Here is a 25,354-nt window from a genome sequence, read left to right on the forward strand (position 1 = left end):
CAATCCCATCTGCACCATCATCACCGAAGGACGGCGCTCCCCATGCCCGCTGACCAGCAATTAGCCAAGTCGCTTAAACCGCGGCACCTGTCCATGATCGCGATTGCGGGCGTCATTGGCGCCGGCCTGTTTGTCGGCTCCGGCGCTGCCATCCAGCAGGCGGGACCGGGAATCCTGCTGGCCTACATGGCCGCCGGCGTGGTGGTGATCCTGGTGATGCGCATGCTCGGTGAAATGGCGGCCGCCAACCCGGAGACCGGCTCCTTTTCCACCTATGCCGACAAGGCGCTGGGACGCTGGGCCGGATTCAGCATCGGCTGGCTCTATGCCTGGTTCTGGATCATCGTGCTCGGCATTGAGGCCACGGCCGGCGCGGCCATCATGCACCGCTGGGTTCCTGGCATCGACCAGTGGGTCTGGGCACTGATCCTTATGGTCCTGCTGACGCTGACCAACCTTGTTTCCGTGAAGTCCTATGGTGAGTTCGAGTTCTGGTTTGCCTCCATCAAGGTCGCTGCAATTGTGCTTTTCCTGCTGTTCGGCGCTGCTGCCATCCTGGGTTTTGTCCCCGGCGTCCCTGCCCCGGGACTCAGCAACCTGATAGGCAACGGCGGGTTCCTGCCGAATGGCCCGGGCGCAGTACTGGCCGGCATCCTGGTTGTGGTCTTCTCCTTCTTCGGTGCGGAGATCGCCACCATCGCCGCAGGCGAATCGGAAAACCCTGTGGACGCCGTCAAGAAGGCCGTCAAGTCCACTGTGTGGCGCATCCTGGTTTTCTACATCGGCTCCATCGCCATCGTTGTCACCCTGCTGCCCTGGAATGATGCCAGCGTTGCCAAGAGCCCCTACGTTGCGGTCATCGAACTGTTCGGCATCCCCGGCGCCGGCACCATCATGGACATCGTGGTCCTCACGTCCGTCCTGTCCTGCCTCAATTCCGGCCTGTACACCGCCAGCCGCATGCTCTTCTCGCTGTCCAGGCGGGGAGATGCCCCGCAGGCCTGGACCCGGATCTCCCGGCGGGGCGTCCCCGCTGCTGCCGTGCTGGCCTCCACCGTGGTGGGCTTCGTGACAGTGGGCATGAATTACATTGCACCCGACACCGTGTTCCTCTTCCTGGTCAACACCTCCGGTGCCATTGCCCTGTTCGTGTGGCTGGTCATTGCGTCCTCCCAGTTGATCCTCCGTAAGCGCATGGGTGCTGCCGGCAAGGACCTCGCGCTGAAGATGTGGCTCTTCCCCTACCTGACGTGGCTCTCGATCGTGAGCATCGTGGCCCTGCTGATCGGGATGGTCATCCTGGAATCCACCCGCGAATCCCTCCTGCTGTCCGTGGCGCTTGCGGCTGTCGTGGTTGGCGTTGGGGTTTGGCGCTACCGCAAGTCCGCAGGGCGCCCGGGCGGCGGGGAGCCACCGGCCGGCGAACCTCGTGAGAGTGCACCGGAGGCCGCTCCGGCGTCGTAATTCTCCAGGCCTTTCGCTTGGCATTGAACCGTCCGTACTGGCAGCCGCCCCTGGCGCGCCGGCGCGGGCGGTTCTCTGTTTGGGACAGGATGCCGGGTGTGCGTTTTCCACATAGGAGCCGTTGTTGGTGCAGCCCTTGCCAGCATGGCCATAGCCTTGAGTCAAGCGCGAATCGCCTATCCGCTCCATATGCACTAAGATATTGAAGTCTGTGCTGCGTCCTGCCTCCGTTCCGGCGGCGGGGCTTTGCACGGCATCGCAAATGAACCTCCTGTTACGGAAATGCCGTAACCGCTTAGCCCAAAGGAGGTGGGTTCACATATGCGTCCTTACGAATTGATGGTAATCATCGACCCCGAGGTCGAAGAGCGTACCGTTGAGCCGTCGCTTCAGAAGTTCCTGAACGTCATCACCAACGATGGTGGAACCATCGAAAAGGTTGACATCTGGGGCCGTCGCCGTCTGGCTTACGACATCAAGAAGAAGTCTGAAGGTATCTACGCCGTGGTGAACTTCACCGCCAAGCCGGACACCGCCAAGGAACTTGACCGCCAGCTGTCTCTTAACGAGACCATCATGCGCACCAAGATCACCCGCCCCGAAGAGCAGAAGGTTGTTGCTGAGTAATTTCAGCACCGATTTTCATTCTTCACCGCAGGAACGCACTCTTCACCCAGGATCAACAAGGAGGCAGTAGATGGCAGGCGAGACCACCATTACGGTCATCGGTAATCTCACCAATGATCCGGAATTGCGGTTCACACCGTCCGGTTCAGCAGTAGCGAACTTCACCATCGCTTCCACCCCGCGTACCTTTGACCGCCAGTCCAACGAGTGGAAGGACGGGGAAACCCTGTTCCTCCGCGCCGCTGTCTGGCGTGAAGCAGCCGAGAACGTCGCCGAGTCCCTTACCAAGGGCATGCGCGTGATTGTGACCGGCCGCCTGAAGAGCCGTTCCTACGAAACCAAAGAAGGCGAAAAGCGCACCGTTATCGAGCTTGAGGTCGATGAAATCGGCCCCAGCCTGCGATACGCCAATGCGAAGGTCAACCGCACCCAGCGCTCCGGCGCTGGGGGTGCCGGAAGCGGCGCCCAGGGCGGTTTTGGCGGCGGCAACAGCGGCGGCGGTTTCGGAGGCGGCACCTCTGGTGGAAACCAGGGCGGCAACTCCGGTGGAGGCTGGGGCGGCGGCAACCAGCAGGCTGCACAGGACGACCCCTGGGCAACGCCCGGCGTCTCCAATGCAGGCGGCTGGGGCAACGGCCCCGATTCCGAACCTCCCTTCTAAACACCCCATTAAGGGCCGACGCCGGGATAGCCGAAAGTGCCTCCAGGCACCCAGGTGAATGCCGCCGTCGGACCACCACCATCCCGTGGATCAACATCCACGGGCTCCCTAGAATAGGAGCTCCACGATGGCTAAGGCTGAACTCCGTAAGCCCAAACCAAAGTCCAACCCCTTGAAGGCCGCTGACATCACTGTCATCGACTACAAGGACGTAGCATTGCTGCGCAAGTTCATCTCCGACCGCGGAAAGATCCGCGCCCGTCGCGTCACTGGCGTCACGGTGCAGGAACAGCGCAAGATCGCCCAGGCAATCAAGAACGCCCGCGAAGTTGCTCTGCTGCCTTACTCCGGCGCTGGCCGCGGCTAAGGAAGGGATTAACTAACATGGCAAAGCTCATTCTGACCCACGAAGTAACCGGTCTCGGTGCTGCTGGCGACGTTGTCGAGGTCAAGGACGGTTACGCACGTAACTACCTGCTGCCCCGCAACTTCGCCCTGACCTGGTCGAAGGGTGGCGAAAAGCAGGTTGAGTCCATCAAGGCTGCCCGCGCTGCCCGCGAGCACGCTTCCCTGGAAGATGCTCAGAAGCAGGCCGCTGCACTGTCCTCCAAGCCGGTCAAGCTCGTTGTCAAGGCTGGCGAGACCGGACGCCTGTTCGGCACCGTCAAGCAGGGCGACGTCGCCGACGCTGTTGAGGCCGCTGGCCTTGGCCGCATCGACAAGCGCAAGGTTGAACTGCCGACGCACATCAAGTCGGTTGGTTCCTACCAGGCCAACGTCCGTCTGCACGAGGATGTTGCCGCTGTCATCGAACTCGATGTAGTAGCTGGCAAGTAGTCCCCGACTGCTTAAAAGACCCCCGCTGCCGGATTCCGGCGGCGGGGGTCTTTTGCTTGATAGCTTCAGACGGTGAACAGTACCGTACTTCCAGCCCGCAGCCGCCCGTTCCACCAGGTCGATGTCTTCTCCCGTGAGGCCTACCGCGGAAACCCGCTCGCCGTCGTCGTTGATGCCGAGGGGCTGGCGCCGGAGCAGATGCAGCAGTTCGCCAACTGGACCAACCTGTCGGAGACGACGTTCCTGCTGCCCCCTACCGATCCGCGTGCAGACTACCGGGTCCGCATTTTCACCGGCAGTGAGGAATTCCCCTTTGCCGGCCACCCCACGTTGGGTTCAGCCCACACCTGGCTTGAGTGCGGAGGAACTCCGCAATCCGAAGGCTTCGTTGTCCAGGAGTGCGGCGCTGGCCTGGTCCGCGTCAAGCGCGACGACGGGAGGCTCGCCTTCGCGGCGCCTCCCATGACCCGTTTTGGTCCGGTGGACGGGACGATCCGGAGCCGGATCGCAGCTGGGCTCCGCCTCGCAGAAGCTGACCTGCTGGATGCGTCCTGGCTGGTGAACGGTCCCGAATGGATCGGTGTGCTGCTCGGTTCGGCGGAACAGGTCAGGGCCGTGAAGCCTGCCTTCGCGGCGCTGGGCAACCTCAAGGTCGGGATTATCGGGCCAGGGCGGGGTGAAGGCGGCACAGACTTCGAGGTCCGCACGTTCATCCCGGGCGACGCCATGATGGAGGATCCCGTCACTGGCAGCTTCAACGCGGGCGCAGCGCAATGGCTGATCGGCAGCAACAGGGCTCCGCAGGAGTATGTAGCGGCCCAGGGGACGGCACTGGGCCGTGCGGGCCGCCTCCACATCAAAGCCGAAGACGGCCACATCTGGGTGGGCGGAGACTCCACCACCTGCATCCGGGGATCAGTGCTCCTCTAGCACCGGGAATACTCCGTAAGCCTGCACCGTTCACAAGGTAGATGCATATGCATATATGCTGGAATGAACGAGCAACAGGAGAAATGCCATGGAGACCCGCCGCATCACAGTCCTTTCCGCCGGGCTCGGCGTACCGTCGTCGAGCAGGCTGCTGGCTGACCAGTTGTCGGCCGCAGCAGAGCGGCACCTGAACGGAGCCGGCTTCAGTGTGCAGGTGGATGTCGTCGAACTCCGAGACCTGGCTGTGGACATCGCCAACAATTTCGTCACCGGCTACGCCCCGCCCCGGCTGGCCGAGGTGATAGCCGGCGTGGAAGCCACTGACGGGATCATTGCGGTGACGCCAGTCTTCAGCGCGTCCTACAGCGGCCTGTTCAAATCCTTCATCGACGTCCTTGACCCCAAGTCACTGGACGGCAAGGCCGTCCTGCTGGGCGCTACCGGCGGCACGGACCGCCACCAGATGGTCCTGGATTACGCCCTGCGCCCGCTGTTCAGCTACCTGCGCACCAGGACTGCGCCTACGGGCGTCTTTGCCGGCCCGCAGGACTGGGGCACCACGGACGACGGCGGCTCCTCGCTTTCGGACCGGATCGACCGGGCGGCAGGGGAATTCACGCGGCTCCTCGAGGGGCCCCAGCCGGGCCGGAAGCCCGCCCCGATGGAATCCCTTCCCTTCGAACAGCTGCTCGCCGGAATCTCCGGAAGCGCCTGACCGCCCGCCGCCCCGAAACCGGCAGCGTCCCGGCCTTACCCGCCAGGCTTACTCGTCCAGCAGCTCGATGAACTCCCGGGCCTGCTTCAGGGAGATATCGGAGTGCCGCGTGAGAGCCGTTGCGGCAGCTTCTGTGTCACCGTTGCGGGCCAGGGTGCGTATCCGGCCATAGATTTCGTCATTGAGCATGTTGCTGCTGACCTCGCGGGTCACGTCGCCCTTGCTGGCGATGGCCCGGTAGCGGTAGGGGAACCGCTGGGGCTCATCGTCGTCGTCTTCAACCTCGGCAGGGGCCGCCTCCGTCCCCCTGTAAGGCTGTGGATGTGCTGCCAGCGCTCCCACGGCGTCGCGTGACGCGCGCAGGCCGTCGCCGCTGACTTCGTAGTACAGCTTGATCGCGGCCATGGCCTGGCCCTGGGCGATCAGGGCATAGAGCCGCCGGTGTTCGTCCTCGGAAAGTTTGGCCGCGGCAGTGCGGGCCAGGTCGGCGGAGTTGGCTGCCGGTGCCGGCGGCTCGGCGCCGGCAGAGGCCTTTCGCCGGCTGATGGCCCGGGCAACCAGGGTGACTCCGGCAGCCACGGCCAGGAGGATGAGGACAGGGACCACAAGCGATTCCATTTTTCTAACGCCGTTCTGTGTACTTCCTGGCGGGGGCCAGATCTGAATGCATCGCCTGGGTGTTCTGGCTGGGCCGCGTGATGGACTCCAGGCGTGCCCGGGCCGCCGTGGCAGCCTGGACCTGGGCCGCATAGTGCTGCGCTGAACGCTCGGCCAGGTCACGCTGGTATCTCTCGGCATCGGACAGGCCCGAATCCCGCGGACTGAGGGCCGTGGCAAGCCCCCAAATGAGCGCCACCAACACAATCGCCGGCAGCAGGACCAGCAGCAGTTCGCCCATGTATAGAGCTTATGCCAGATCCGGTTTATCCACAGCAACATTCACCTCTGCGCATACTGTGTGGTTTCTCTAAGCCGCCAACCTTCGGAGCCGGGCCAGGAGCGCCTGCGGCAGAGGGGCATGAAGTGCGTCACTGCTCCGGACGGGGCGGTTTTCCTCCGTGGATGCCACCAGGGGCTGTGGATGAAAACACCCGGAAAAAACATTTACTCCACAAGCTGGCGGCGGTGTTTCCGCAGGTCAACGCGGCACTGGGCGCTAAAGTTTTTTGCTGTCCACAGCCTTTCCCACAGGCTGTGCACAAGCTATGCCCCTTAGTGCACAGGTTTTCCACAGGGTGCGGCGCCTGTTGACTTTGCCGTTGGGGCACGGGGGACTAGCGTAGCGGGGTACCTGTTTTTCAGGGCTCCTGCGGGTCCGGACGGACGCCGATGACAGCAGCCGTAGAACCTCTGGAACCCTAAAAAGAGGTCCATTGTGGAAAACCTGTGGATATTGGGGATAACTCTCGAACTCCCCATCCGCAGCGCTGAATCCCCAGCATTGTCACACCCCGCTGGTACACCTGGACAGGTAGCGGAGCCCAGCTTTCGGGCAACGCCCTAGCAGGACGGTTAACCACCGGTGCCACCAAGGCGCCGGCTCACATGGAGGACGGCAGCTTTGTCAATCGCGCATCTGGATCCGGTCGAGACAACCCGCGGATCTGACGCCAGCCGCAAGCCGCCGCAGGACATCCCTGCCGAGCAATCGGTGCTGGGCGGCATGATGCTGTCCAAGGACGCCATCGCCGATGTCGTGGAAATTCTCCGCGGCCAGGACTTCTACCGCCCGGCACACGAAACTATCTACGAAGCAATCATCGACCTCTATGGCCGCGGCGAGCCTGCGGACGCCGTGACCGTCTCCGATGAGCTCACCAAGCGCGCAGAGATCAACAGGATCGGCGGTCCCGCATACCTGCACGAGCTGATCCAGACCGTTCCCACCGCCGCCAACGCCGGCTACTACGCCGAGATCGTTGCTGAACGTGCCGTGCTCAGGCGCCTCGTAAACGCGGGCACCAAGATCGTCCAACTGGGCTACGGCTCGGACGGCGAGGTGGAGGACCTGGTGAACCAGGCCCAGGCCGAGGTCTATGCCGTGGCGGAACGGCGTACCGCGGAGGACTACGTGGTCCTCAAAGACGTCATGGAGTCCACGGTGGACGAAATCGAGGCGTCCGGCCACCGCGGCGAGGGCATGACCGGCGTGCCCACCGGCTTCTACGAGCTGGATGAACTCACCCACGGACTCCACCCCGGCCAGATGATCGTCATCGCTGCCCGTCCCGCCGTGGGTAAGTCCACGTTCGCCCTGGACTTTGCCCGGTCCGCCGCCATCAAGAACAACCTCGCCACGGTGATGTTCTCGCTCGAAATGGGCAGGAACGAGATCGCCATGCGCCTCCTCTCCGCAGAGGCAACCATCGGGCTGCAGGACCTCCGTAAGGGAACCATCAAGGACGAGCAATGGTCTAAAATCGCCACCACCATGGGCCGGATGAATGATGCCCCGCTGTTCATCGATGACAGCCCCAATATGTCGCTGATGGAGATCCGGGCAAAGTGCCGGCGCCTGAAGCAGCAGCACGATCTCAAACTGGTGATCCTGGACTACCTGCAGCTCATGAGCTCCGGCAAAAAGGTCGAGTCACGCCAGCAGGAGGTCTCCGAGTTCTCACGTGCCCTGAAGCTCCTGGCCAAGGAACTCCAGGTCCCCGTGATCGCGCTGTCCCAGCTCAACCGTGGTTCCGAGCAGCGGCAGGACAAACGGCCCATGGTCTCCGACCTCCGCGAATCGGGCTCCATCGAGCAGGACGCCGACATGGTGATCCTGCTTCACCGCGAGGACGTCTACGACAAAGAGTCCCCCCGCGCCGGAGAGGCCGACATCCTGATCGCCAAGCACCGTAACGGTCCCACCAAGGACATCGTGGTTGCCTTCCAGGGCCATTACTCCCGGTTCGCCAACATGGCGGCCGACGCCGGAGGTGGCGGCTTCTAGGACCTGCCGCCACCGGGGCTCCGGACTTAGCCGTGCCCCAGCAAGTGGTTGGGCAGGCGGTTGCCCGGGGCCGTGCCCCTGATTTCCAGCAGCTCGCGGGCATGGGCGTGCAGCCTTTTGTCCTCTTCGCTGACCGGCACCCAAGGGGGTACGGGCACGGAGTTGCCATCGGCGTCGCGCGCCACCATCACTGTCAGGCAGTAGGTGGTGAGGTCCATCTCGCGGCTCTTCGGATCGCCCGAGCGCACGTGGACCGCAACGTGCATGCCCTTGGTCCCCGTGTACACCAGGCGCGCTTCCACCTCCACCACATGACCAATGAGCAGCGGACGGTAGAAACGGACCCCGCCGGAGAAGACGGCCACGGTGTCCATGCCGCAGTACCTTGAGGCGCATACGTAGGCGGCCTCGTCGATCCATTTCATAACAATCCCGCCGTGGACCTTGCCGCCCCAGTTCACGTCGGTGGGCGCTGCCATGAACCGCAGGGTGACCCGTTCGGCCGTGCCCGCATCGGTATATTCCTGCCGGTTCATGGCTTCAACGATCTGCTCGCGGACCTTGATCCGTGCCAGCGCGTGGTCCCGCTGTTCGATCTCTTCGGCAGTGACGGGTTCGAACTGCTGCACCGGGACCGGCTTTCCACCTTCGCCTACCGCTACGAAAATCACCATGCACTGGCTCCGCATGGTGGCCGGACCGCCCTTGGGATCCCCGGAGGAAACCACGGTGCGGATGTGCATCGAAGAGCGTCCGGTGTAGACGATCGTGGCCTCCACTTCCACCATGTCACCGCTGTTGACCGGATCGGCGAAGTGGATGTTTCCCACGTACGCGGTGACGCAGTAGGACTTCGCCCAGCCCACCGCGGCGGCATAGGCGGCCTTGTCCACCCACTCCAGGACGGTGCCCGCGTCCACGGAGCCGCTGTGGCCAACGTCCGTGGGAGCGGCCAGGAAACGGAGGGTCACTGAGTTGGAGGCACGGGTCTCGGTCATGGTGCGATCATACTGACGCCGGGGGTTACCCACCGGTCGGGGACCGCAACAAAGGCTGTTGCGGTGACACCACCAGCAAACGCGGCTGCCCCGTCCGCCAGGTTGGCGAACGGGGCAGCACACCTGCGCACTGAATGCAGCTAGCCTGCGCGGGTGTAAACGATGTCCGGCTGGGCCGGCAGTTCCATGCCTTCACCGATATAGAAGCCCGCGTGGGGCGGCTGGTTGTACGAGACGTTCTCGCGGGCAACCGAGAGCCGGTACACAGGATCGTGCATCAGCGTCCGGAGCCGGACGTCAGTCCCGGCGCTGGTGGTGTAGATCCGCAGCTCCGTGCTGTCCGACGACGGCCACGCAATTTCCTCGCGCCAGTCACCGAGGAGGTCGGCCTGGATGGCCGGGGTTCCCTTGGTGCCGTTGTTGGACTTCGCGCCGGTGGCCGTGAGCAGCCGGTCGCTGGATTCCGTTTCCCAGTTCCACTTGGCGATGCTGGGCGTCCCCGAGGTGGTGGCTGCGTCCCAGTCATGGTCAACGATCTCGCGCAACAGGTCGCCGTCCCACCAGGCCAGGAAGTTGGCCGCCGGAATGCTGTTGGCAATCAGCTGGCCCTTGGCGGACCGCAGCTCGCCCACCGGGGAGTTCCAGGCTGCGTCGCCGCCGATGGCCCAGCCCTCGGCCCCTGCATGCCGCGGATCGATGTCACCTGCTGCAGCGCGTCCCGTGTCCTTGGCAGCAGGGATGCTCCAGAGGATCTCTCCGGTGCGGGCATCACGGAAGGTGGCTCCCCTGTTGCCGCTGGACCCCATGTCCTCATGGGCGGCGAATGTCTCCAGGCCCGGGCGGGACGGGTCAAGATCGCTGGTGTGGATGGCGTCACCGTGGCCGAGGCCAGTGTTGTAGAGCGGCTTGCCGTTGTCGTCGATGGTCATGGAGCCGAAGACGAACTCGTCCTTTCCGTCGGCGTCCACGTCCGCCACGGACAGGTTGTGGTTGCCCTGGCTGCGGTATTGGGCGCCGGCGGCGTCCGAGTCGAAAATCCAGCGCTTGCTGATCTTGCCGCCCACCAGGTCGTAGGTGGCGAGCACGGTACGCGTGTAATAACCGCGGCTGAACATCATGGACGGGCGCTCCCCGTCCAGGTACGCCACGGCGCCGAGGAAGCGGTCCACGCGGTTGCCGTAGCCGTCGCCCCAGGCTGCCACGTCACCGCGGGGAGGGTCGTAGGCCACAGTGTCCATGACGGTGCCGGTTGCTCCGTGGAAGACCGTGAGGAACTCCGGGCCCGTCAGTACATAGCCGCTGCTGTTGCGGTAGTCCGCGCCGGCGTTGCCGATTACCGTCCCGGCAGCGTCCCGGGTGCCGTCCGCCGTCTTCATGGCAACTTCGGCCTTGCCGTCGCCGTCAAAATCGTAGGCGAGCAGCTGGGTGTAGTGGGCACCGGCGCGAATGTTCGGACCCATGTTGATCCGCCAGAGCCTGGTGCCGTCCATGCGGTAGGCGTCAACGTACACCAGCCCGGTGTAGCCTGCCTGGGAGTTGTCCTTGGAGTTGGACGGGGACCACATCTGGAGGACCTCGTACGTTCCGTCGCCGTCCAGGTCTGCCACGCTGGAGTCACCGGCGGAGTAGCTGTAGGGCTGGCCGTCCTTGGTGTAGTCATCGGCGGGCTTGTCCAGTTTCACAGCCAGGTAGTTCTGTGCCAGCGGCACGAACTCGGCGGTGAGCTCCTCCCCGCCGTTGCCCACGGTTTTGATGGCGTACCGGGACGAAGCCGTCCCGGAGGGGTCCAGGAAAGTGGTGCTGCCGCGGATCGGCTCTTCGGTGAGCTGGACGCCGTCGCGGATGACATGGAAGCCGATCTGCTCCGGGTCCAGGCCAAGCATGCGCCAGCCCACCCGCACGCCTTCGCCGGTCAGCAGAGCCACCGGTGCGCGGTCCAGGTTTTCCATCTGCCGGTTCACCACCGTGACCTTTTCAGTTCCAATCACCGGGGAGGGAGCAGATTCGCCGCCCTTGTTCACCGTGGTGACCCGGTAGTAGTACTTGATGGTGGTCAGGACCGTGTAGTCGGTGTAGTTAACCTCGGTGGCACGTCCCACGTACCCGAAGGGGCCGTCGGGAGAGGTGGACCGGTAAACGAGGTAGGCGGCAGCGTCGGAAACCTTCTGCCACTTGAGCGTGACGCTCGTTTTCTCTACGGCCTTGACGTCCACCTTGCCGGTGGCGGCGGGCACTGGAGTGTTGGGGTCAACCAGGGCGGTCTCCACCGTGTTGGACGGAACCGACTCGAGTCCGGTGCTGTCCAGTGCGGTGACGAAATACTTGTAATTGAGGCCGGCGAACGCTGTGGTGTCCCTGAAGGACGCTGCGGTCACATCCCCCGCGACCAGTTGCGGTTCGGTCTCAAAGGATGCCTGGCGGAACACCTTGTAGCTGGCCGCGTCCGCCACGGCATCCCATGCGAGGTCCACGGTTGGCGGTTCGGCCGCGGCATTGACGGCGGTGGTGTGCAGGTTGGTGGGTCCCACCAGCAGCGGGGTGACCTCCAGGCCGTTGAGCCGCTGGCCGGAGCCGCTGATGGCCAGGTTCAGCTGGCCGTCGGACACCAGTACCTGGTTGATGATCTTGGTGGCGGAGGATTCCCTGCCGGAGGACACCTGGCCGTAGGGCGTGCCCTCGACGGCGACGTCTGTCCGGGTGGAGCCGATCCAGTCGCTGTGGTAGGTCTTCAGGGCATATGTGCCATTGGGGACGTCCAGCTGGAACTCGAAGCTGGAGCCGCTGAGCACGAAATCCCGCAGCAGGTTGCTGGTGACCGCGCCGCGGTCCCGGTCGGCGAGTACAGAGATGTCCTTGAAACCAAAGCCACGCCCGGCGGTGTAGCCCATGGTCCGGTTGACTTCGGTGTAGCCCACCTCGAGGGGAGCTCCCACGGGTCCAAAGTCGAACTTGTATTTGGCCTGCTTGGTGGTGACGGCGAGTGCGTCGCTGGGCTCGGAGAGTCCCTTGCCGTTCATGGCCGCCACCCGGACGCTGTAAGCGGTGCCTTCGGCCAGCCCGGTGAGGTTGGCAGTGGGAACCGTTGCCGTGGTGGTCAGGTTGTAGGCACTGTCCGGCTCGGAGGCCAGTTTGCGGTACACCTTGTAGATGTCCGAACCCTCAACGGGCTGCCATTTCAGGAGCGCGCCGGCGTTGGACACGCTTCCGGCAACCAGGCCCTGCGGTTTGGCGGGAACGGACGACGGCGGCGCGATTTCCTTCACGCGGGAGGCCAGCGGAACGCTGAGCTGCTTCACTCCGCCCGCCACCAGCCGGGCAATCTGGATGGCGCCGTATTCCTGGAAGTGGGTGTTGTCCACGGTCCCGGTGGGGCGGTTGGGGTACACGCCGGCATCGACGTGGAGGAAGACGGATTTGGTGTCTTCGGGGCCAATCTGGTCGTAGTAGGCGCGGCTCGAGGCGGACAGGTCCACCAGGGCCACGTTTTCCTCGGCCGCGAGCTCCTGCATCTTGGCCACGTACTCCGGAAAGCTGACGCGGAACTTACCCGTGGCTTCGTCGTAGTCCCGGCGTCCCACGGGGGTCACCAGGACGGGCGTTGCACCGCGCTGGCGGGCACCGTTGACGTACGTGCGGAGGTATTCCTTGTAATCGGTGGGGGAGGCGTAGCGGTCGTCGACGCCGATGGTGGCGTCGTTGTGGCCGAACTGGACCATGAGGTAGTCGCCGGGGTTGATGACGCGGAGGATCTCGTCCAGCCGTCCCTGCGTGATGAAGTTCTTGGAGCTCCGGCCGCCGATGGCATGGTTCTTGAAGGAGACGCTGCTGTCAAAGAAGCGGTCGATCATTTGGCCCCAGCCCGCCTGGGGCACGTAGCCGGGATCGTAGGTCTGGACGGTTGAGTCGCCGGCGAGGTAGACGCCGGGGTCGGTGGTGGCGGTGCGGGGAGCCCTTGCCGCAATGACCAGGGAGTTGATCTTCGCCGCTGTGCCGCTGAAATCTAGGTTGAGCTGTCCGTCCACGAGGGAAATGGGGAACTCCATTTCCAGGTACTGGCCGGCCGGTTTGTCCGTGACCTGTACCTTGGCCATTTTCTCGGCGGTGATGGCGATGTTCGTGGCTTCGGCGGCGTCGCCGGCAATGAGTTTGACGGTGTAGTCGCCATTGGGCAGGTCCACCAGGAAGGAGCTTCCCTGGGCCTGCACAAAGTCGGACCGCAGGGGGTCTCCGGTGCCCCGGTCAACTCCGGAGGTGACTGCCGTATCCGTGAAGCCGAACCTGGTAGTGGTGGAGTACGGCGTTCCCGCGCCTACCGAGGTGTAGCCGTCAGCCGTTGCCCCGGGGCCGAAGTCGAACTTGAAGCCGCTTCCCACTGCCGGCAGGGTTGTGTCGGCCTGAACGGCCGGGAGTCCTGTGAAGGCGATGGCGGCGGAGGCCACCGCGGCGGTGACGGCTTTTGCTCCTGCCGGCAGCCTGCGGCGGGGCGGTGGCCCCTCCTGGGGAACCGGGGTCACTTGCGGGGGTTTGGTCACGAACATCTCCTTCGATGAGCAGTGGTAAGGCAGGCCCAGGGTTGGAACGATTCAAAGATGCGCCGGAGGCGTCCTGCGGGCAAATCGCGAAGGGTTCCGGTGGTGACTTGGAAGGGGCTGAAGACCTGGGGAGGGTGACGCAGCTCTCGCTGCGGCATTCAATGGTCTATCAGTCGGGATGCAGCTGTGGCAAGCGTTTTCCCAACTTTCCCGTGACTTTCTGGTGTTAGATGTTCGGGATTGTTAGCGGATGCGGGCCGTTCAACGGCCCGATGGCGGCGGAATCGCCGGAAGACGCCCGCTTCGCCGCCCCGGAACGGCGAGCCTGCAGCCTTCCGGCGATCCGGGCAGGGGGTTAGGGGGGCGGCGCGTTCACACCATTCCGGCGATCCGGGCAGGGGGTTGGGGGCTGCGAGTTGGCACCATTCCGGCGATCCCGGCCGGGGGATTCCGGCAGGGTGCGGCCCGCGCGGCGGTCTTGCCGGTTTAATGGCCGACGGCGGATGCGCACCGGGGTGCCCATCCGCCGTCGCGGTTTCCGGACGGAGCCGGAGGTGCAAGGTCAGGCCAGAATGGCAAGCTTCGAGTTGCTGCGGCCGAAGAGGGCGCGGTCCACTGAGGCGCGGCCGGCGCCGGTCAGGGCCAGGGCGAAGGCTGCGGCGGCGAGGAGCAGCACCAGTTCATACCCGCCGTTGGCGGCAAAAACGCCGGCCGGTGCGTGGACCAGGAAAAGCGCGCCCAGCATGTCCAGTGCCAGGAGTGCAGCCACCACGCGGGTAAGTATGCCCAGGATCAGCGCGATGCCGCCGGCAAGTTCCAGGATGGCAACGGCCGGGGCGGCTATCTCCGCTGCCGGAACGCCCATCTTGGCAAACGAGGCCTGTGTGCCCGCGATGGTCCATTCGTTGAACTTCTGCCAGCCGTGCGCTGCAAAAAGGAAGCCCAGGACAATGCGGAGGGCGGTAATGGCGGTCGTGGTGAGTCGTGACTGATTCATGGCTCCAGTATTCCCGAGAAATAGTTGAAGAGTCAACCATTTCCGTCACAATGTGTCCCTTGTCATGCAAGGCCGTCTGCCTGAGGCGTGCCTGCGGCCAGCCGATTAGGCTGGCACCGTGCCCTACCTACCTGCCCCCGCTACCGCTGCGCCGCGCAAGGGGCAAAGCCGCGATATCCTGCGGCTGGCCGTGCCGGCGTTCGGCGCGCTCGTGGCCGAACCGCTGTTCCTGCTTGCCGATTCCGCGATCATCGGCCACCTGGGCGTGGCACAGTTGGCCGGGGTGGGGCTGGCCTCGGCCGTGCTGCATACCGCGGTGGGCCTGATGGTTTTCCTGGCCTACTCCACCACTCCCGCAGTGGCCAGGGCCATCGGCGACGGCCAGCTTGGGAAGGCCCTGGCAGCCGGGCGCGACGGCGTGTGGCTGGCACTGCTGCTCGGCGTGCTCCTCGCCGTTGCCGGTTTCCTGGCGGCGGATCCCCTGATTGGACTCCTGGGCGCGGAAGGCGAGGTTCGCGCCTTCGCCGTCGATTACCTTCGCTGGTCCATGCCCGGGCTGGTGGCCATGCTGCTGATCTTTGCCGGAACAGGCCTCCTCCGCGGACTTCAGGACACCCGGACGCCGCTTCTGGTGGCCACTGCCGGGTTCACCCTGAACATCATCCTGAACCTGTGGCTTGTGTACGGTCTGGGCTGGTCCGTGGCAGGCTCCGCGGTGGGCACAAGCGTGGCGCAATGGGCCATGGCCGGCGTCTACCTGGCCATCGTCAGGCGGAATGCCCTACGCAACGGCGTGGGACTCCTCCCCAGCTGGCGGGGCATCCGCAGCATGGCCCGCGTGGGGTCCTGGCTGATGCTGCGCACCCTGACCCTAAGGATCGCCATCCTGGCAACGGTCCTCGTGGCCACAGCCCAAGGCACAGCCAACCTTGCCGCCCACCAGCTGGCAATGACCATCTTTTCCTTCCTCGCCTTTGCCCTGGACGCGCTGGCCATTGCCGCCCAGGCCCTGATCGGCAAGGAGTTGGGAGCCTCGAATGCCGTCAAAGCGCGGCTTTTGACCGGAACCATGGTCCGGTGGGGCCTTGGATTCGGCGCGGTGACGGGCCTGCTCCTTGCGCTGGCGGCTCCGTGGGCCGGAGCCCTGTTCACCTCCGATCCCGAGGTGCGGCGGATGCTGGCCCTGGCCCTATGGGTCCTCGCTGCGGGCCAACCCCTCGCCGGCTACGTCTTTGTGCTGGACGGCGTGCTGATAGGAGCCGGGGACGCGAAGTACCTTGCCCTGGCGGGCGTGGTGAATCTCGCCGCCTACGTGCCGATGCTCGCGGCCGTTGCGCTGCTGGGAGTTCCGGGCGGCGCTGGCCTGGGCTGGCTGTGGGCAGCCTTTGCCCTGGGCTACATGGCGGCCCGCGCAATGACGCTCGGCCTCCGCGCCCGGTCAGGCCGGTGGATGGTGCTCGGTTCCGCGTAAGCTCCGGCCGGAATGGGGGCAAAGTTCGGCCGGCGGCGCACCGCTACTAAACTGGACCGGTGACGCAACCAAGGACCCCCGCAGGCACCACTCCCGGAACCGACGCCAGGCCCGAGCTCTGGCAGCCGGTCCTGCTCCGCTCTGCGGCAGCCCTGGTGTTTGGTGCCCTCACCATTTTCTGGGCGGCGCCCTCCGTTGAGGTCATGGGGTGGGCCGGCGGGCTGTACCTCCTGGCAACCGGAGTGCTGCTGCTCAGGAGTGTTCCCGCCACGGGGCTACCCCAGGGTGCCGCGCCGGGCAAGATGCTGGCGGCCGCCGGTGCGGTCATGGCCGGCGCGGGATTTTCCCTGGTGGTCCTGCATGGGGACCTGCTGTTTGGCGTGGTCGCTGCTGTGGGCCTGGGCCTGGCCGGGGCGCTGGAGCTGGCCTGCGGGTTGAAGCTCCGCGGCAGCCACGTCCTGGCCCGCGACTGGATCACGTCCGGCATTATAGGCCTGGGCACCGCGGCGCTCCTGCCGTTCTTCATCGGGTTGGGCGCCCACGCCCTGCTGGGAGTGGCCGGCGGAGGAGCGATCATCTCGGGAGTCCTGTGGGTCCTGTCAGCCCTGACCCTCCGGCACGATGCCCGCAGCGCCGCCGGAAAGCCGTAAACTAGGAAAGCGCGGTTCTACTTCTTGTAGAAAATTTGCCGGGCAAAACACCGCAACACTTAAACCAGGCCGGCCTGCGTGCCGCCTGCAGGGAGGAATCACCGTGGCAGACCAGCATCCAGGAAAACCGCGCAAGGTGCGGACCTCGGTGAAGGGCCCGCTGATGTTCTCCGCGTTCTGGGCGGTGGTCGCTTTCCTTGCCGTGGTGGTCTTCGCCTCCGGCGGCAGCGCACGCGCCCCCCGATTTGACCTGGCCTTCACTGCGGCCGGCATCGCCTTCATTGTCACGCTGGTGGTGGCTGCAATGCTCTCCATGAGCCACAAGGAGAACGCCGAGCACCTGGGCAAGGGATCCGGCGTAAACCTCAGTTCAGCACGCAAGCCGTCCCACGGCTTCGGTTCGGCTTCGGGCCCGCAGGACCCGCCCGCGCCGGCTGACGGCACGGACACCCGGGGCAGCCACTAGCCGGTGGCGGCCTGCCGCGCCCGGTAGGCGGCGACGTGCGCGCGGTTGGCGCAGTTGCCGGTATCGCAGTAGCGCTTCGACCTGTTCCGGCTGAGGTCCAGGACTGCGGCATCACAGTCCTCCGCCTCGCAGGTCCGCATCCGGTCCATCTCCTTGCCGCGGATAACGTCTGCCAGGGCCATCGCAGCCTCCGTGCTCATCCTGTATACCAATGGAGCGTCCGGCGTGGTGGCGTGCAGGTGCCAGTCCCAAGCGTCGTGCTTGACCAGTTGGGGCAGTGCACGGGCCTCCCGCAGCAGGCGGTTTACGGTGTCCACTGCGGCGTTTTCATCCGCCGTCCACAGCTCGCAAAGCTCGCGGCGCAAGCGGCGGACGCTTTCCAGTTCATCCGCGTCCCGGGTACGCGACCCGCTGAAGCCCTCGGCTGCCAGGAAGCGGTCCAGGTCCGCCTGGGTGGCAAGGCCCTCGCTCCCGTTCGCAGCTGAATTGACGAGGTTCACCACGGTCCGCAGGGCCACCTCAGTGTCAGGGGCAAAAACCATCTTGACTCCTTACAGTGCCGTCCCGTACTGTCATGACCATAAGCCCACTTTACTCCTGACAGGAGGCGACCAATGCCCGCTGCACGCCGCGCTCCCGGCCGTCTGCCCGCAGCCCGGCGCAGCTTCCTCGCCTCCGGCCTGGGCATCGCTCTTTTCTCCTCCGCTGTCTTTGGACTTTCCGGGTCCTTCGCTAAGGCGCTGCTGGAATCGGGGTGGAGCCCCGGGGCGGCCGTCACGGCCCGGCTTACCGGCGCAGCCCTGATCCTCGCCGTGCCCGCCATTCCCGCACTCAGGGGCCGCTGGCATCAGCTGCGGGACAACTGGGTGACCATCGGGCTGTTCGGGCTGATCGGCGTCGCGGCCTGCCAGCTCTTCTACTTCAACGCCGTCGCAAGGCTGTCGGTGGGCGTGGCGCTGCTGCTCGAATACCTCGCTCCGGTGATCATTGTGCTCTGGCTGTGGGCCGCCAGCCGGAAACGGCCGCGCCTGCTGACCTTCGGCGGGACGTTGCTGTCCCTGGCCGGCCTGGTCCTGGTCCTTGACCTGACCGGCGCCGTCAAGATCGATATTGTTGGCGTCTTCTGGGGAATGGCCGCCGCGGTGTGCCTTGCCAGCTACTTCTTCATCACCGCGAAGGAAAATGACACACTGCCGCCCATCGTGCTGGCCTCGGGCGGGCTGTTCGTAGGTGCCGCCGTGATGTGGCTTGCTGCCGCCACCGGCCTGCTGCCCATGGCCTTCAGCGCAACGGACACCAGGCTCGGACCCTGGATCACGCCCTGGTGGGTGCCGCTGGCGGGGCTCGTGGTCCTGGCGACAGTGCTGGCCTACGTCTCCGGCATCATGGCTGCACGGGCGCTGGGTTCCAAGGTGGCGTCCTTCGTGTCGCTGACCGAGGTCCTCTTTGCCGTCGTGTGGGCGTGGCTGCTGCTCGGTGAACTGCCGGGGGCCATCCAACTCCTCGGCGGCGTCCTGATCGTGGGCGGCGTGGTACTGGTCCGGCTCGACGAGCTGCGGGGGCCGGCTGCCGGCGGCGCAGCGGGCGGGGAGGAGCAGCGCGGCCGGGAACTGCCCAGGGCGGCGTCACCGCTGGAACACGCGAACGACGTCGAGCCCGTCCCTTAGGTGCAGAGGCCTTACTTTGGCGGGCCGCCACCTGGGCCCGCAGGCCTTTAAACGCAGCAGGCCCGGACACCCATACGTGTCCGGGCCTGCCTTGCGCAGCCGCAGGGACTAGTTGGAGGCCTGTTCCTGCTGCTCGGCGTTGCGCTTGGCCTTGTTGCCGGCTTCCCTGAGCGCGTCGGCCACCTTGGTCAGCATGGTGGTGTGGGTACCGGACCATTCGTCGCGGAACTTGTCTGCGTCCGGTCCCTTCCAGTCGGTGCTGTTGAGAAGGCTGTTGAGATTCGACTTCTGGTTGTCGATCTCGGTTGCACCTGCCTGAAGCTTGCTGCCCAGCTGACGAAGCTGCTGAACGTCTGCACCCCAAATAGCCATCAATTTCTCCTCATAGAATCGTGGATCCGAACCAGGTCGGCATCCCCCTCGGCCTCCCGGCTCATCCGGAAGATCCATTGCCTAAAACCTACCCCGGCTGCTGAGACAGCGTCGATGGGCAGCCCTGCCCATGCCGGCCTCCCCATGGCCGGCGCTTGCGCAAACCGTTCGGGGAGGGGTCGATCCCAGGCGTTCCAGAGCCTAGCATGGCTGTATGTGCCGGAATATCCGAACCCTCCACAACTTTGAACCGCACGCCACGTCGGAGGAAGTGCACGCCGCCGCACTGCAGTACGTGCGCAAGATCAGCGGCAGCACCAAGCCCTCCAAGGCCAACCAGGAAGCCTTTGATGAGGCCGTCCACGAAATTGCCCACATCACCCAGCACCTCCTGGAATCCCTGGTTTCGCAAGCGCCGCCCAAGGACCGGGAAGCCGAGGCAGCCAAGGCCAGGGCACGGGCGGCCGTGCGGTACGGCGCCGCCTGAGCCGGCAGCTGCCGTTTCCGCTCCTGCCGTGTCCGCCTTCTAGCTGGCCTGCGGCTGCTTGCCGAAGCTCCGCAGCCGCAGCGAGTTGGCCACCACCAGGACGGAGCTGGCGGCCATGGCGGCACCGGCGATCATCGGGTTGAGCAGGCCCAGGGCTGCTACCGGGATGCCCACGGCGTTGTAGAAAAAGGCCCAAAAGAGGTTGGTCTTGATGGTGGCCAGGGTCCGGCGCGAGAGTTCGATGGCCTGCGCCACCTGGGCAAGGTTGTTGCCCATCACCGTCAGGTCCGCCGCTTCGATGGCCACGTCCGTCCCGGAGCCCATCGCAATGCCCAGGTCCGCCTGGGCGAGCGCGGCAGCGTCATTCACTCCGTCGCCGGCCATGGCCACGGTGGCACCGCCGGCCTGGAGCCTGCGCACCGCCTCCACTTTCCCTTCGGGCAGGACCCCCGCGTAGACATCTTCCTTATCTATGCCGACGGCGGCCGCCACCTGGGCGGCAACCGCGGCGTTGTCGCCGGTGAGCAGGATGGGGCGCAGGCCCAGCCGCTTCAGGTGTGCGACGGCGGCGGCGGAACCTTCCTTGAGGGTGTCCCGGAGGCTGATGATGCCGGCAACACCACCGTCCACGGCAACCCAGATGGCCGTGGCGCCGGAGGCTTCCGCCGCCGCCAGTGATGCGCGCTGTTCCTGCGAGATGGTGATGTTGTTCTGCTCCAGCCAGCCTGTCCGGCCTGCCGTAACCACCCGGCCCTCGACGGTTCCGGCAACGCCGCCGCCGGGCGCGGAACGGAAGCCTTCCACGGCGGGGAGGGTGCCGCCGTCGTCCGCTGTTGGCAACTCCCGGGCGCCCGCGTTGGCGGCGGCAGCGATGGCCCTGGCCACGGGGTGCTCCGATGCTGCCTCCACGGCCCCCGCGAGGCGAAGCACCTCCGCCTCGCTGAAGCCCCCAAAGGCAAGGGTCGTATCCACGGCAAGGACTCCAGTGGTCACTGTCCCGGTCTTGTCCAACAGGATGGTGTCAACGGTGCGGGTGTCCTCCAAAACCTGCGGGCCCTTGATGAGGATGCCCAGCTGGGCGCCGCGCCCGGTTCCCGTCAGCAGGCCAACAGGGGTTGCGAGGCCCAGCGCGCACGGGCAGGCAATCACCAGGACGGCGACGGCGGCGGTAAACGCCGAGCGCAGCTCATTGCTGGTCACATCCGGTCCCGTAAAGAGAAGCCACAGTACGAAGGTGAGCGCCGCGATAGCCAGCACCACGGGAACGAAGACGGAACTGATGCGGTCCGCGAGGCGGGCGATGGGTGCCTTGCCGGTCTGCGCCTGGGAGACGAGCCGCGCCATCTGGGCAAGGGTTGTTTCAGAGCCAACGCGGGTTGCGCGCACAAGGAGGCGGCCGGAGGTATTAATGGTGGCGCCCGTGACCCGGCTGCCCGGGCCCACCTCCACGGGAACGGACTCGCCGGTCACCAGGGAAGCGTCCACGGCCGAGTCCCCGTCTGTCACCACGCCGTCGGTGGCAATTTTTTCGCCGGGACGGACCACCAGGACGTCGTCCACCTGCAGGTGGTCGGCCCGGATCCGTTGTTCCTTGCCGTCACGGAGGACTGTGGCATCCTTGGCGCCCAGGTTCAGGAGTGCCTGCAGGGCGTCACCGGCCTTCTGTTTGGCATTGGCCTCCAGGTAGCGGCCCAGGAGCAGGAAGGTGGTGACCACCGCTGCCACCTCAAAATAGAGGCCGCCGGCCTCCATGCCTTCCATTCCCGGGTGTTCAGTCATGCGGGGATCCGCGAACAGCTGCCAGGCGGAGAACAGGTACGCCGCGGTCACGCCGATGGACACCAGCGTGTCCATGGTGGACGCGAAGTGCCGGGCGTTGACGGCCGCTGCCCGGTGGAACGGCCACGCCGCCCAAGTCACCACCGGCAGGGCCAGGAAGGCCGCCGCCCAGCCCCAGTGCGGGAACTGGGCTCCCGGCACCATGGAAATGATGAAAACGGGGACGGTCAGGATCGCCGCAAGGATCAGGCGGGGGCGGAGCTTCGCTGCGGGCAGGTCTGCGGCTTCGCCGGCCGGGCTCTCGTCCTGCCTGTCCGGCTGGCGGATCGTTGCCTTGTAGCCCGCGGCTTCCACTGTTGCCTTGATCTGCTCGTCAGTGATGCCTGCCGGGACCGTGACGTGGGCTGATTCCAGGGGCAGGTTGACCGAGGCCTGCACGCCGTCGAGCTTGCCAAGTTTCTTCTCCACCCGGTTGACGCAGGAGGCGCAGGTCATGCCCTCGATGTCGAGTTCCACCACGCGGGTGGCGGGCTGGTGGAGGAGTTCCTGGTTGCTCATTGGGGCTTCCCTGCTTCAGTGACGGTTTTTAGGCTTCGTTGGCGACGACGAGGTAGCCGGCCTCGGCGACCGCTTCCCCGATCTCCGAGGGAGACAGTTCCGTGCTGGAGGTGATGGTCACCGTGGAGATGCCTCCGGCGTTCAGTTCCACGCTCACTTCTTCGACGCCGGCCAGTGCTTCGAGTTCCTCGCTGACTGCCGAAACGCAGTGGCCGCAGGTCATTCCCGAGACGCTGACCCGTGTGGTGGTGGGGGAAGTGGTGCTCATGGCTGCTCCTTCAGGTTTGCCGGCGGTAGCCGGCGCTGGTTTGGTCATTGTTCGTCAGCGAAGCAGGCGGCCGATGGCGTCGGCGGCTTCCTTGACTTTGGCGTCGATTGCGTCGGCGCGGGCTGCGGGGTCGGGTTCAGAGGCGGCGCCCACCACGCAGTGGCCGATGTGCTCTTCCACCAGGCCAAGGCTGACAGCGTGCAGGGCCTTGGTGACCGCCGCAACCTGGGTGAGGATGTCGATGCAGTACTTGTCCTCATCCACCATGCGGGCGATCCCGCGGACCTGCCCCTCGATGCGCTTGAGCCGGCGGAGGTAAGCCTCTTTGTTGCCGGTGTATCCATGGGGCGGCTGCAGGTCCACCGCGTGCCCGCCCACTGCTTCTTCGATTCCGCTCATAACCACACGATATACCCCACTGGGGTATATCGGCAAGTACCCCTGGGGGGTATGCGGCTAATCGGGGCGGCCCGTTGCCGGGACATAAAAAAGCTCCGGAGTGCGTTATTGGGGGATACGCACTCCGGAGCAGCTTTTGGGCAATTTGCGGCTTCCATCCTGCTGGAACCCGCCTTGCTTGAATCAGCTTACTGGCTGGTACCCCGCTCCGCCAGCACCCCGAATAACTACTTTCGCTTTAGTTTCACGGCCGGTCGTCATGGGCAGGCATCCGGTAGGGAACTATGAGCACGGGCCTGCTCTGATGGTGCGTAAGCCAGGCACCCACCGAACCGCTGAGGGCTTCCGCGAGGCGGTGCGAGAAGCCGCGCTCGGAGGTTCCCACGATGATCATCGGCGCGTCGGTTTCGGCTGCCAGCCGGGCCAGTGCGCGCGCAGGATCCCCGGCAAGGGTCTGCAGGGTCCACTCGGCGGCGGCGGTTCCGGGCGGGACTCCGGCCACAGCCGCTTCTATCGCCGACTTAAGCTCCAGTGCCACGGCTCCGATGTTGGGGTCATCCGTATCGGGGTGCAGGGAGAGCCGGTGCACGGGCCGTGCAGGGTCCCAGTCCACCAGGAAGCTGGCCTCATCCACATAGGCGCACAGCAGCCGTGTCTCCAGCCGGGCGGCGAGGGCGACGGCGGTTTGCAGGACTTCCGCATGCTGTCCGGGCGCGATCCCCACCACCAGGGGCGGGCTGCTGCTCATCTGTTCCGGGCTCATAACCTATTTTCAGCCTCATTTAAGGCTCTTGGATAGGGCAGGTGGAGAGAACGGGGCTTCCGGGCCGTCAGGGAAGCGCAGGCGAAGCCACGACAACCACGTTCTTTCCCCACGGGTCCTCCGTGTAGCAGCTGATCAGGACCAGGCGGTCGGGCACGATCTCCCAGATGGGACTGTCCTTGAGGGTGGCTTTGAGGTACGTGGTGACGGTGTCCACCTGGTAGGAGATGGTGCCGGTTGCGGTGTCCACCTCAAACCTGTCACCCACTGTTGCCGCTGAACTCAGGTGATTGAAGGGTGCCTCCGCCCCTTCCCAGCTGTGGCCGATGACGTAGGTGGTGTTGGCCGAACCGTGGCCGGGGGTGCCGAAGGGAGCCAGCCAGTAGCCGTCCTTGGTTTCGGGCGGCACGATGGTCTGGTTGGCCTGGGCGTCGCTGTCCAGCTCCAGGCGGTGGACAGGGACGTCGAAGCCGGCAGACGGATACCGGACACGGCGGGGCTCGGCGGCAGCGGGCAGCGCGGGTGCCGGGGCGGGGCTGGCGGAGGATTCCAAAGGTGCGGAGGTTTCTTCTGCTGTACCCGTCGCCGCGATGGGTGCCGGGTCCGTGGGCGGGATGCCGGCGGTGACCGGCGCATCAGCCGTGAATGACCCCTGCGAGCTGCCATCCGAGGCGGTGTGCGTCAGCAGTGGCCCGCCAAAGGTGATGGACAGGAAAGCCAGGACGCCGCACAGGAGGATGGCCAGGTCCCCACGGTTCCAGCGCCGCCGCACGCGCTTCCCGTCCGCTGCCTGCGGGCTGTGGACCTTGGCCATAGTGCTCCTCGATGCTTCGACGAAAAAGAGGGAAGGCGCCCCGCCGGGCACTGGAGGGACGCCTTCCCCGTCAAGGGCCGCAGCCAGGTCCGTGTTTACGAAGCCACGGGCCGGGGCTGCGGTTATGCCGTTCCTGGCTTCAGCCGGCGGGGGTGAATGGGCGGGACCGGCGGCGGAGTGCCACTGCCGCTCCTGCCGCCGCCAGTGCTCCCAGTCCGGCCAGCCAGGACGGGGTGCTTTCAGAACCACCGACGGCGGTCTGGGCGTTGTACCCCTGGTTGGTGCCGAGGCTGGTGGCCCCCGTGGCGGCGACCGGCCGCTGGACGGTTGCCTGCGGAGCAGGCGCAGCCGGTGCGGCGGCTTGCGGGACGACGCCGGATGCCTCCGCCGGAACTGCCGCGGGCTGTTCAGCAGCAGGCGTCAGCGCGGGTGTCTCCGCCGACGGCGTCTCGGCCACCGGTGTTTCCGCGGCCGGCTTCTCTTCGGCCGGTGTCTCCACTACCGGATTCTCTTCAGCCGGCGGCTCCTCGACAGGCTCCTCGACGGGCTCCTCTTCAGGTTCCTCGCCCGGCACCTCCGGCATTGTTTCGCCTGGCGGCAACGGCGCGCACTTTTCGACGTAGAGAAGCTTTCCGGCGTCGGTCCAGTTCTTGCCGGGCGACTCGGAGGTGGGTGGAATGATGTCCAGCGGGTGCTGGTCGTGGCCGTTCAGGCCGTTGATGTTGAATTCGAGCGGCGACCAGCTGCCTCCGTCGTTGTGGCAGACCGTGACTCTCTCAGGCGCTGCCATGGCCGGTGCCGTCACGCCAAGCAGCCCCAGCCCGACGACCCCCAAAGTCACAAAGGTACGTTTCATTGTTTTCTCCCCAGTTCGCTGTGTGAAACGGACCATGAAGAGGAGGCCCAGCACTTGCGCCGAATGCCCCAGCAACACGGTCAGCTTGCTTGAGTTTTC

General features: G+C 65.5%; 26 protein-coding genes. 13 read left to right on the top strand and 13 right to left on the bottom strand.

What is annotated here, in order from left to right; translation table 11 throughout:
- The first annotated feature begins 42 nt into the window (after positions 1-42).
- From WHH00_RS18780 to WHH00_RS18810, 7 genes are all read left to right on the top strand, one after another.
- Positions 43-1,464, top strand: a complete 1,422-nt coding sequence (locus WHH00_RS18780; protein ID WP_406635172.1) for an amino acid permease — start codon at positions 43-45, stop codon at positions 1,462-1,464.
- Between the two features lie 321 nt (positions 1,465-1,785).
- Positions 1,786-2,091, top strand: a complete 306-nt coding sequence (rpsF, locus tag WHH00_RS18785; protein WP_050683795.1) for a 30S ribosomal protein S6 — start codon at positions 1,786-1,788, stop codon at positions 2,089-2,091.
- Positions 2,092-2,161: 70 nt separating this feature from the next.
- A complete protein-coding gene (locus WHH00_RS18790) occupies positions 2,162-2,752 on the top strand; it encodes a single-stranded DNA-binding protein (RefSeq protein ID WP_406635174.1) in 591 nt (196 codons plus the stop codon).
- 127 nt (positions 2,753-2,879) lie between these two features.
- Complete coding sequence (gene rpsR / locus WHH00_RS18795) at positions 2,880-3,119, top strand: 30S ribosomal protein S18 (protein WP_003800144.1); 240 nt, start codon at positions 2,880-2,882, stop codon at positions 3,117-3,119.
- Positions 3,120-3,136: 17 nt separating this feature from the next.
- A complete protein-coding gene (gene rplI / locus WHH00_RS18800) occupies positions 3,137-3,589 on the top strand; it encodes a 50S ribosomal protein L9 (RefSeq protein ID WP_231454198.1) in 453 nt (150 codons plus the stop codon).
- Between the two features lie 72 nt (positions 3,590-3,661).
- Positions 3,662-4,519: a PhzF family phenazine biosynthesis protein gene (locus tag WHH00_RS18805; protein ID WP_406635176.1), complete on the top strand. Its 858-nt coding sequence runs from the start codon at positions 3,662-3,664 to the stop codon at positions 4,517-4,519.
- Between the two features lie 88 nt (positions 4,520-4,607).
- On the top strand, positions 4,608-5,234 hold the full coding sequence (locus WHH00_RS18810; RefSeq protein ID WP_406635178.1) for an FMN reductase: 627 nt from the start codon (positions 4,608-4,610) through the stop codon (positions 5,232-5,234).
- Between the two features lie 48 nt (positions 5,235-5,282).
- Here the strand turns inward: WHH00_RS18810 and WHH00_RS18815 are convergent, their stop codons facing one another.
- Positions 5,283-5,852 carry a hypothetical protein gene (locus WHH00_RS18815; RefSeq protein ID WP_406635180.1) on the bottom strand — a complete coding sequence of 190 codons (570 nt, stop codon included), beginning with the start codon at positions 5,850-5,852 and terminating at the stop codon, positions 5,283-5,285.
- Positions 5,853-5,856: 4 nt separating this feature from the next.
- Positions 5,857-6,132 carry a hypothetical protein gene (locus WHH00_RS18820; protein WP_350003464.1) on the bottom strand — a complete coding sequence of 92 codons (276 nt, stop codon included), beginning with the start codon at positions 6,130-6,132 and terminating at the stop codon, positions 5,857-5,859.
- Between the two features lie 663 nt (positions 6,133-6,795).
- Between WHH00_RS18820 and dnaB the strand changes: the two genes are divergently transcribed.
- Positions 6,796-8,178, top strand: coding sequence for a replicative DNA helicase (dnaB, locus tag WHH00_RS18825; protein ID WP_406635182.1), 1,383 nt, complete (start codon positions 6,796-6,798; stop codon positions 8,176-8,178).
- A gap of 26 nt (positions 8,179-8,204) precedes the next feature.
- Here the strand turns inward: dnaB and WHH00_RS18830 are convergent, their stop codons facing one another.
- From WHH00_RS18830 to WHH00_RS18840, 3 genes are all read right to left on the bottom strand, one after another.
- The gene (locus WHH00_RS18830; protein WP_231454202.1) at positions 8,205-9,176 is read right to left on the bottom strand and encodes an acyl-CoA thioesterase; all 972 of its coding nucleotides are present in this window, start codon (positions 9,174-9,176) and stop codon (positions 8,205-8,207) included.
- A 140-nt stretch (positions 9,177-9,316) separates the two neighbouring features.
- On the bottom strand, positions 9,317-13,708 hold the full coding sequence (locus WHH00_RS18835; RefSeq protein WP_406635185.1) for an SGNH/GDSL hydrolase family protein: 4,392 nt from the start codon (positions 13,706-13,708) through the stop codon (positions 9,317-9,319).
- A 562-nt stretch (positions 13,709-14,270) separates the two neighbouring features.
- Complete coding sequence (locus WHH00_RS18840) at positions 14,271-14,705, bottom strand: DoxX family protein (protein ID WP_231454203.1); 435 nt, start codon at positions 14,703-14,705, stop codon at positions 14,271-14,273.
- 118 nt (positions 14,706-14,823) lie between these two features.
- On the opposite strand from WHH00_RS18840, the gene WHH00_RS18845 reads away from it, so the two are divergent.
- The 3 genes from WHH00_RS18845 (at position 14,824) to WHH00_RS18855 (ending at position 17,292) form a co-directional block, all read left to right on the top strand.
- Positions 14,824-16,176, top strand: coding sequence for an MATE family efflux transporter (locus tag WHH00_RS18845; RefSeq protein ID WP_406635187.1), 1,353 nt, complete (start codon positions 14,824-14,826; stop codon positions 16,174-16,176).
- A 59-nt stretch (positions 16,177-16,235) separates the two neighbouring features.
- Entirely contained in the window at positions 16,236-16,826 is a 591-nt protein-coding gene (locus tag WHH00_RS18850) for a hypothetical protein (protein ID WP_406635189.1), read from the top strand.
- Positions 16,827-16,929: 103 nt separating this feature from the next.
- On the top strand, positions 16,930-17,292 hold the full coding sequence (locus tag WHH00_RS18855) for a hypothetical protein (RefSeq protein ID WP_406635191.1): 363 nt from the start codon (positions 16,930-16,932) through the stop codon (positions 17,290-17,292).
- Here the strand turns inward: WHH00_RS18855 and WHH00_RS18860 are convergent.
- Positions 17,289-17,834, bottom strand: coding sequence for a CGNR zinc finger domain-containing protein (locus tag WHH00_RS18860; RefSeq protein WP_406635193.1), 546 nt, complete (start codon positions 17,832-17,834; stop codon positions 17,289-17,291). The two genes, WHH00_RS18855 and WHH00_RS18860, sit on opposite strands and share 4 nt — an antisense overlap.
- A 72-nt stretch (positions 17,835-17,906) precedes the next feature.
- On the opposite strand from WHH00_RS18860, the gene WHH00_RS18865 reads away from it, so the two are divergent.
- Complete coding sequence (locus WHH00_RS18865; RefSeq protein WP_406635195.1) at positions 17,907-18,959, top strand: EamA family transporter; 1,053 nt, start codon at positions 17,907-17,909, stop codon at positions 18,957-18,959.
- A gap of 108 nt (positions 18,960-19,067) precedes the next feature.
- Here the strand turns inward: WHH00_RS18865 and WHH00_RS18870 are convergent, their stop codons facing one another.
- Positions 19,068-19,331: a WXG100 family type VII secretion target gene (locus tag WHH00_RS18870; RefSeq protein WP_406635197.1), complete on the bottom strand. Its 264-nt coding sequence runs from the start codon at positions 19,329-19,331 to the stop codon at positions 19,068-19,070.
- Between the two features lie 214 nt (positions 19,332-19,545).
- Here WHH00_RS18870 and WHH00_RS18875 point away from each other — a divergent pair, with 214 nt between their 5' ends.
- Entirely contained in the window at positions 19,546-19,818 is a 273-nt protein-coding gene (locus WHH00_RS18875) for a DUF2277 domain-containing protein (RefSeq protein WP_043448476.1), read from the top strand.
- Positions 19,819-19,857: 39 nt separating this feature from the next.
- Here WHH00_RS18875 and WHH00_RS18880 read toward each other — a convergent pair whose 3' ends face one another.
- The 6 genes from WHH00_RS18880 to WHH00_RS18905 form a co-directional block, all read right to left on the bottom strand.
- On the bottom strand, positions 19,858-22,155 hold the full coding sequence (locus WHH00_RS18880; protein WP_406635199.1) for a heavy metal translocating P-type ATPase: 2,298 nt from the start codon (positions 22,153-22,155) through the stop codon (positions 19,858-19,860).
- 28 nt (positions 22,156-22,183) lie between these two features.
- Entirely contained in the window at positions 22,184-22,423 is a 240-nt protein-coding gene (locus WHH00_RS18885) for a heavy-metal-associated domain-containing protein (RefSeq protein WP_231454211.1), read from the bottom strand.
- A gap of 54 nt (positions 22,424-22,477) precedes the next feature.
- Positions 22,478-22,822 carry a metal-sensitive transcriptional regulator gene (locus tag WHH00_RS18890; RefSeq protein WP_406635201.1) on the bottom strand — a complete coding sequence of 115 codons (345 nt, stop codon included), beginning with the start codon at positions 22,820-22,822 and terminating at the stop codon, positions 22,478-22,480.
- Positions 22,823-23,066: 244 nt separating this feature from the next.
- Complete coding sequence (locus WHH00_RS18895) at positions 23,067-23,585, bottom strand: universal stress protein (protein ID WP_231454213.1); 519 nt, start codon at positions 23,583-23,585, stop codon at positions 23,067-23,069.
- A gap of 67 nt (positions 23,586-23,652) precedes the next feature.
- The gene (locus WHH00_RS18900) at positions 23,653-24,399 is read right to left on the bottom strand and encodes a class F sortase (RefSeq protein ID WP_406635204.1); all 747 of its coding nucleotides are present in this window, start codon (positions 24,397-24,399) and stop codon (positions 23,653-23,655) included.
- 139 nt (positions 24,400-24,538) lie between these two features.
- A complete protein-coding gene (locus WHH00_RS18905) occupies positions 24,539-25,255 on the bottom strand; it encodes a hypothetical protein (RefSeq protein WP_406635206.1) in 717 nt (238 codons plus the stop codon).
- Between the last annotated feature and the right edge of the window lie 99 nt (positions 25,256-25,354).

This window comes from Pseudarthrobacter quantipunctorum (genome assembly GCF_045291495.1).
In the GTDB taxonomy this organism is placed as follows: domain Bacteria; phylum Actinomycetota; class Actinomycetes; order Actinomycetales; family Micrococcaceae; genus Arthrobacter; species Arthrobacter quantipunctorum.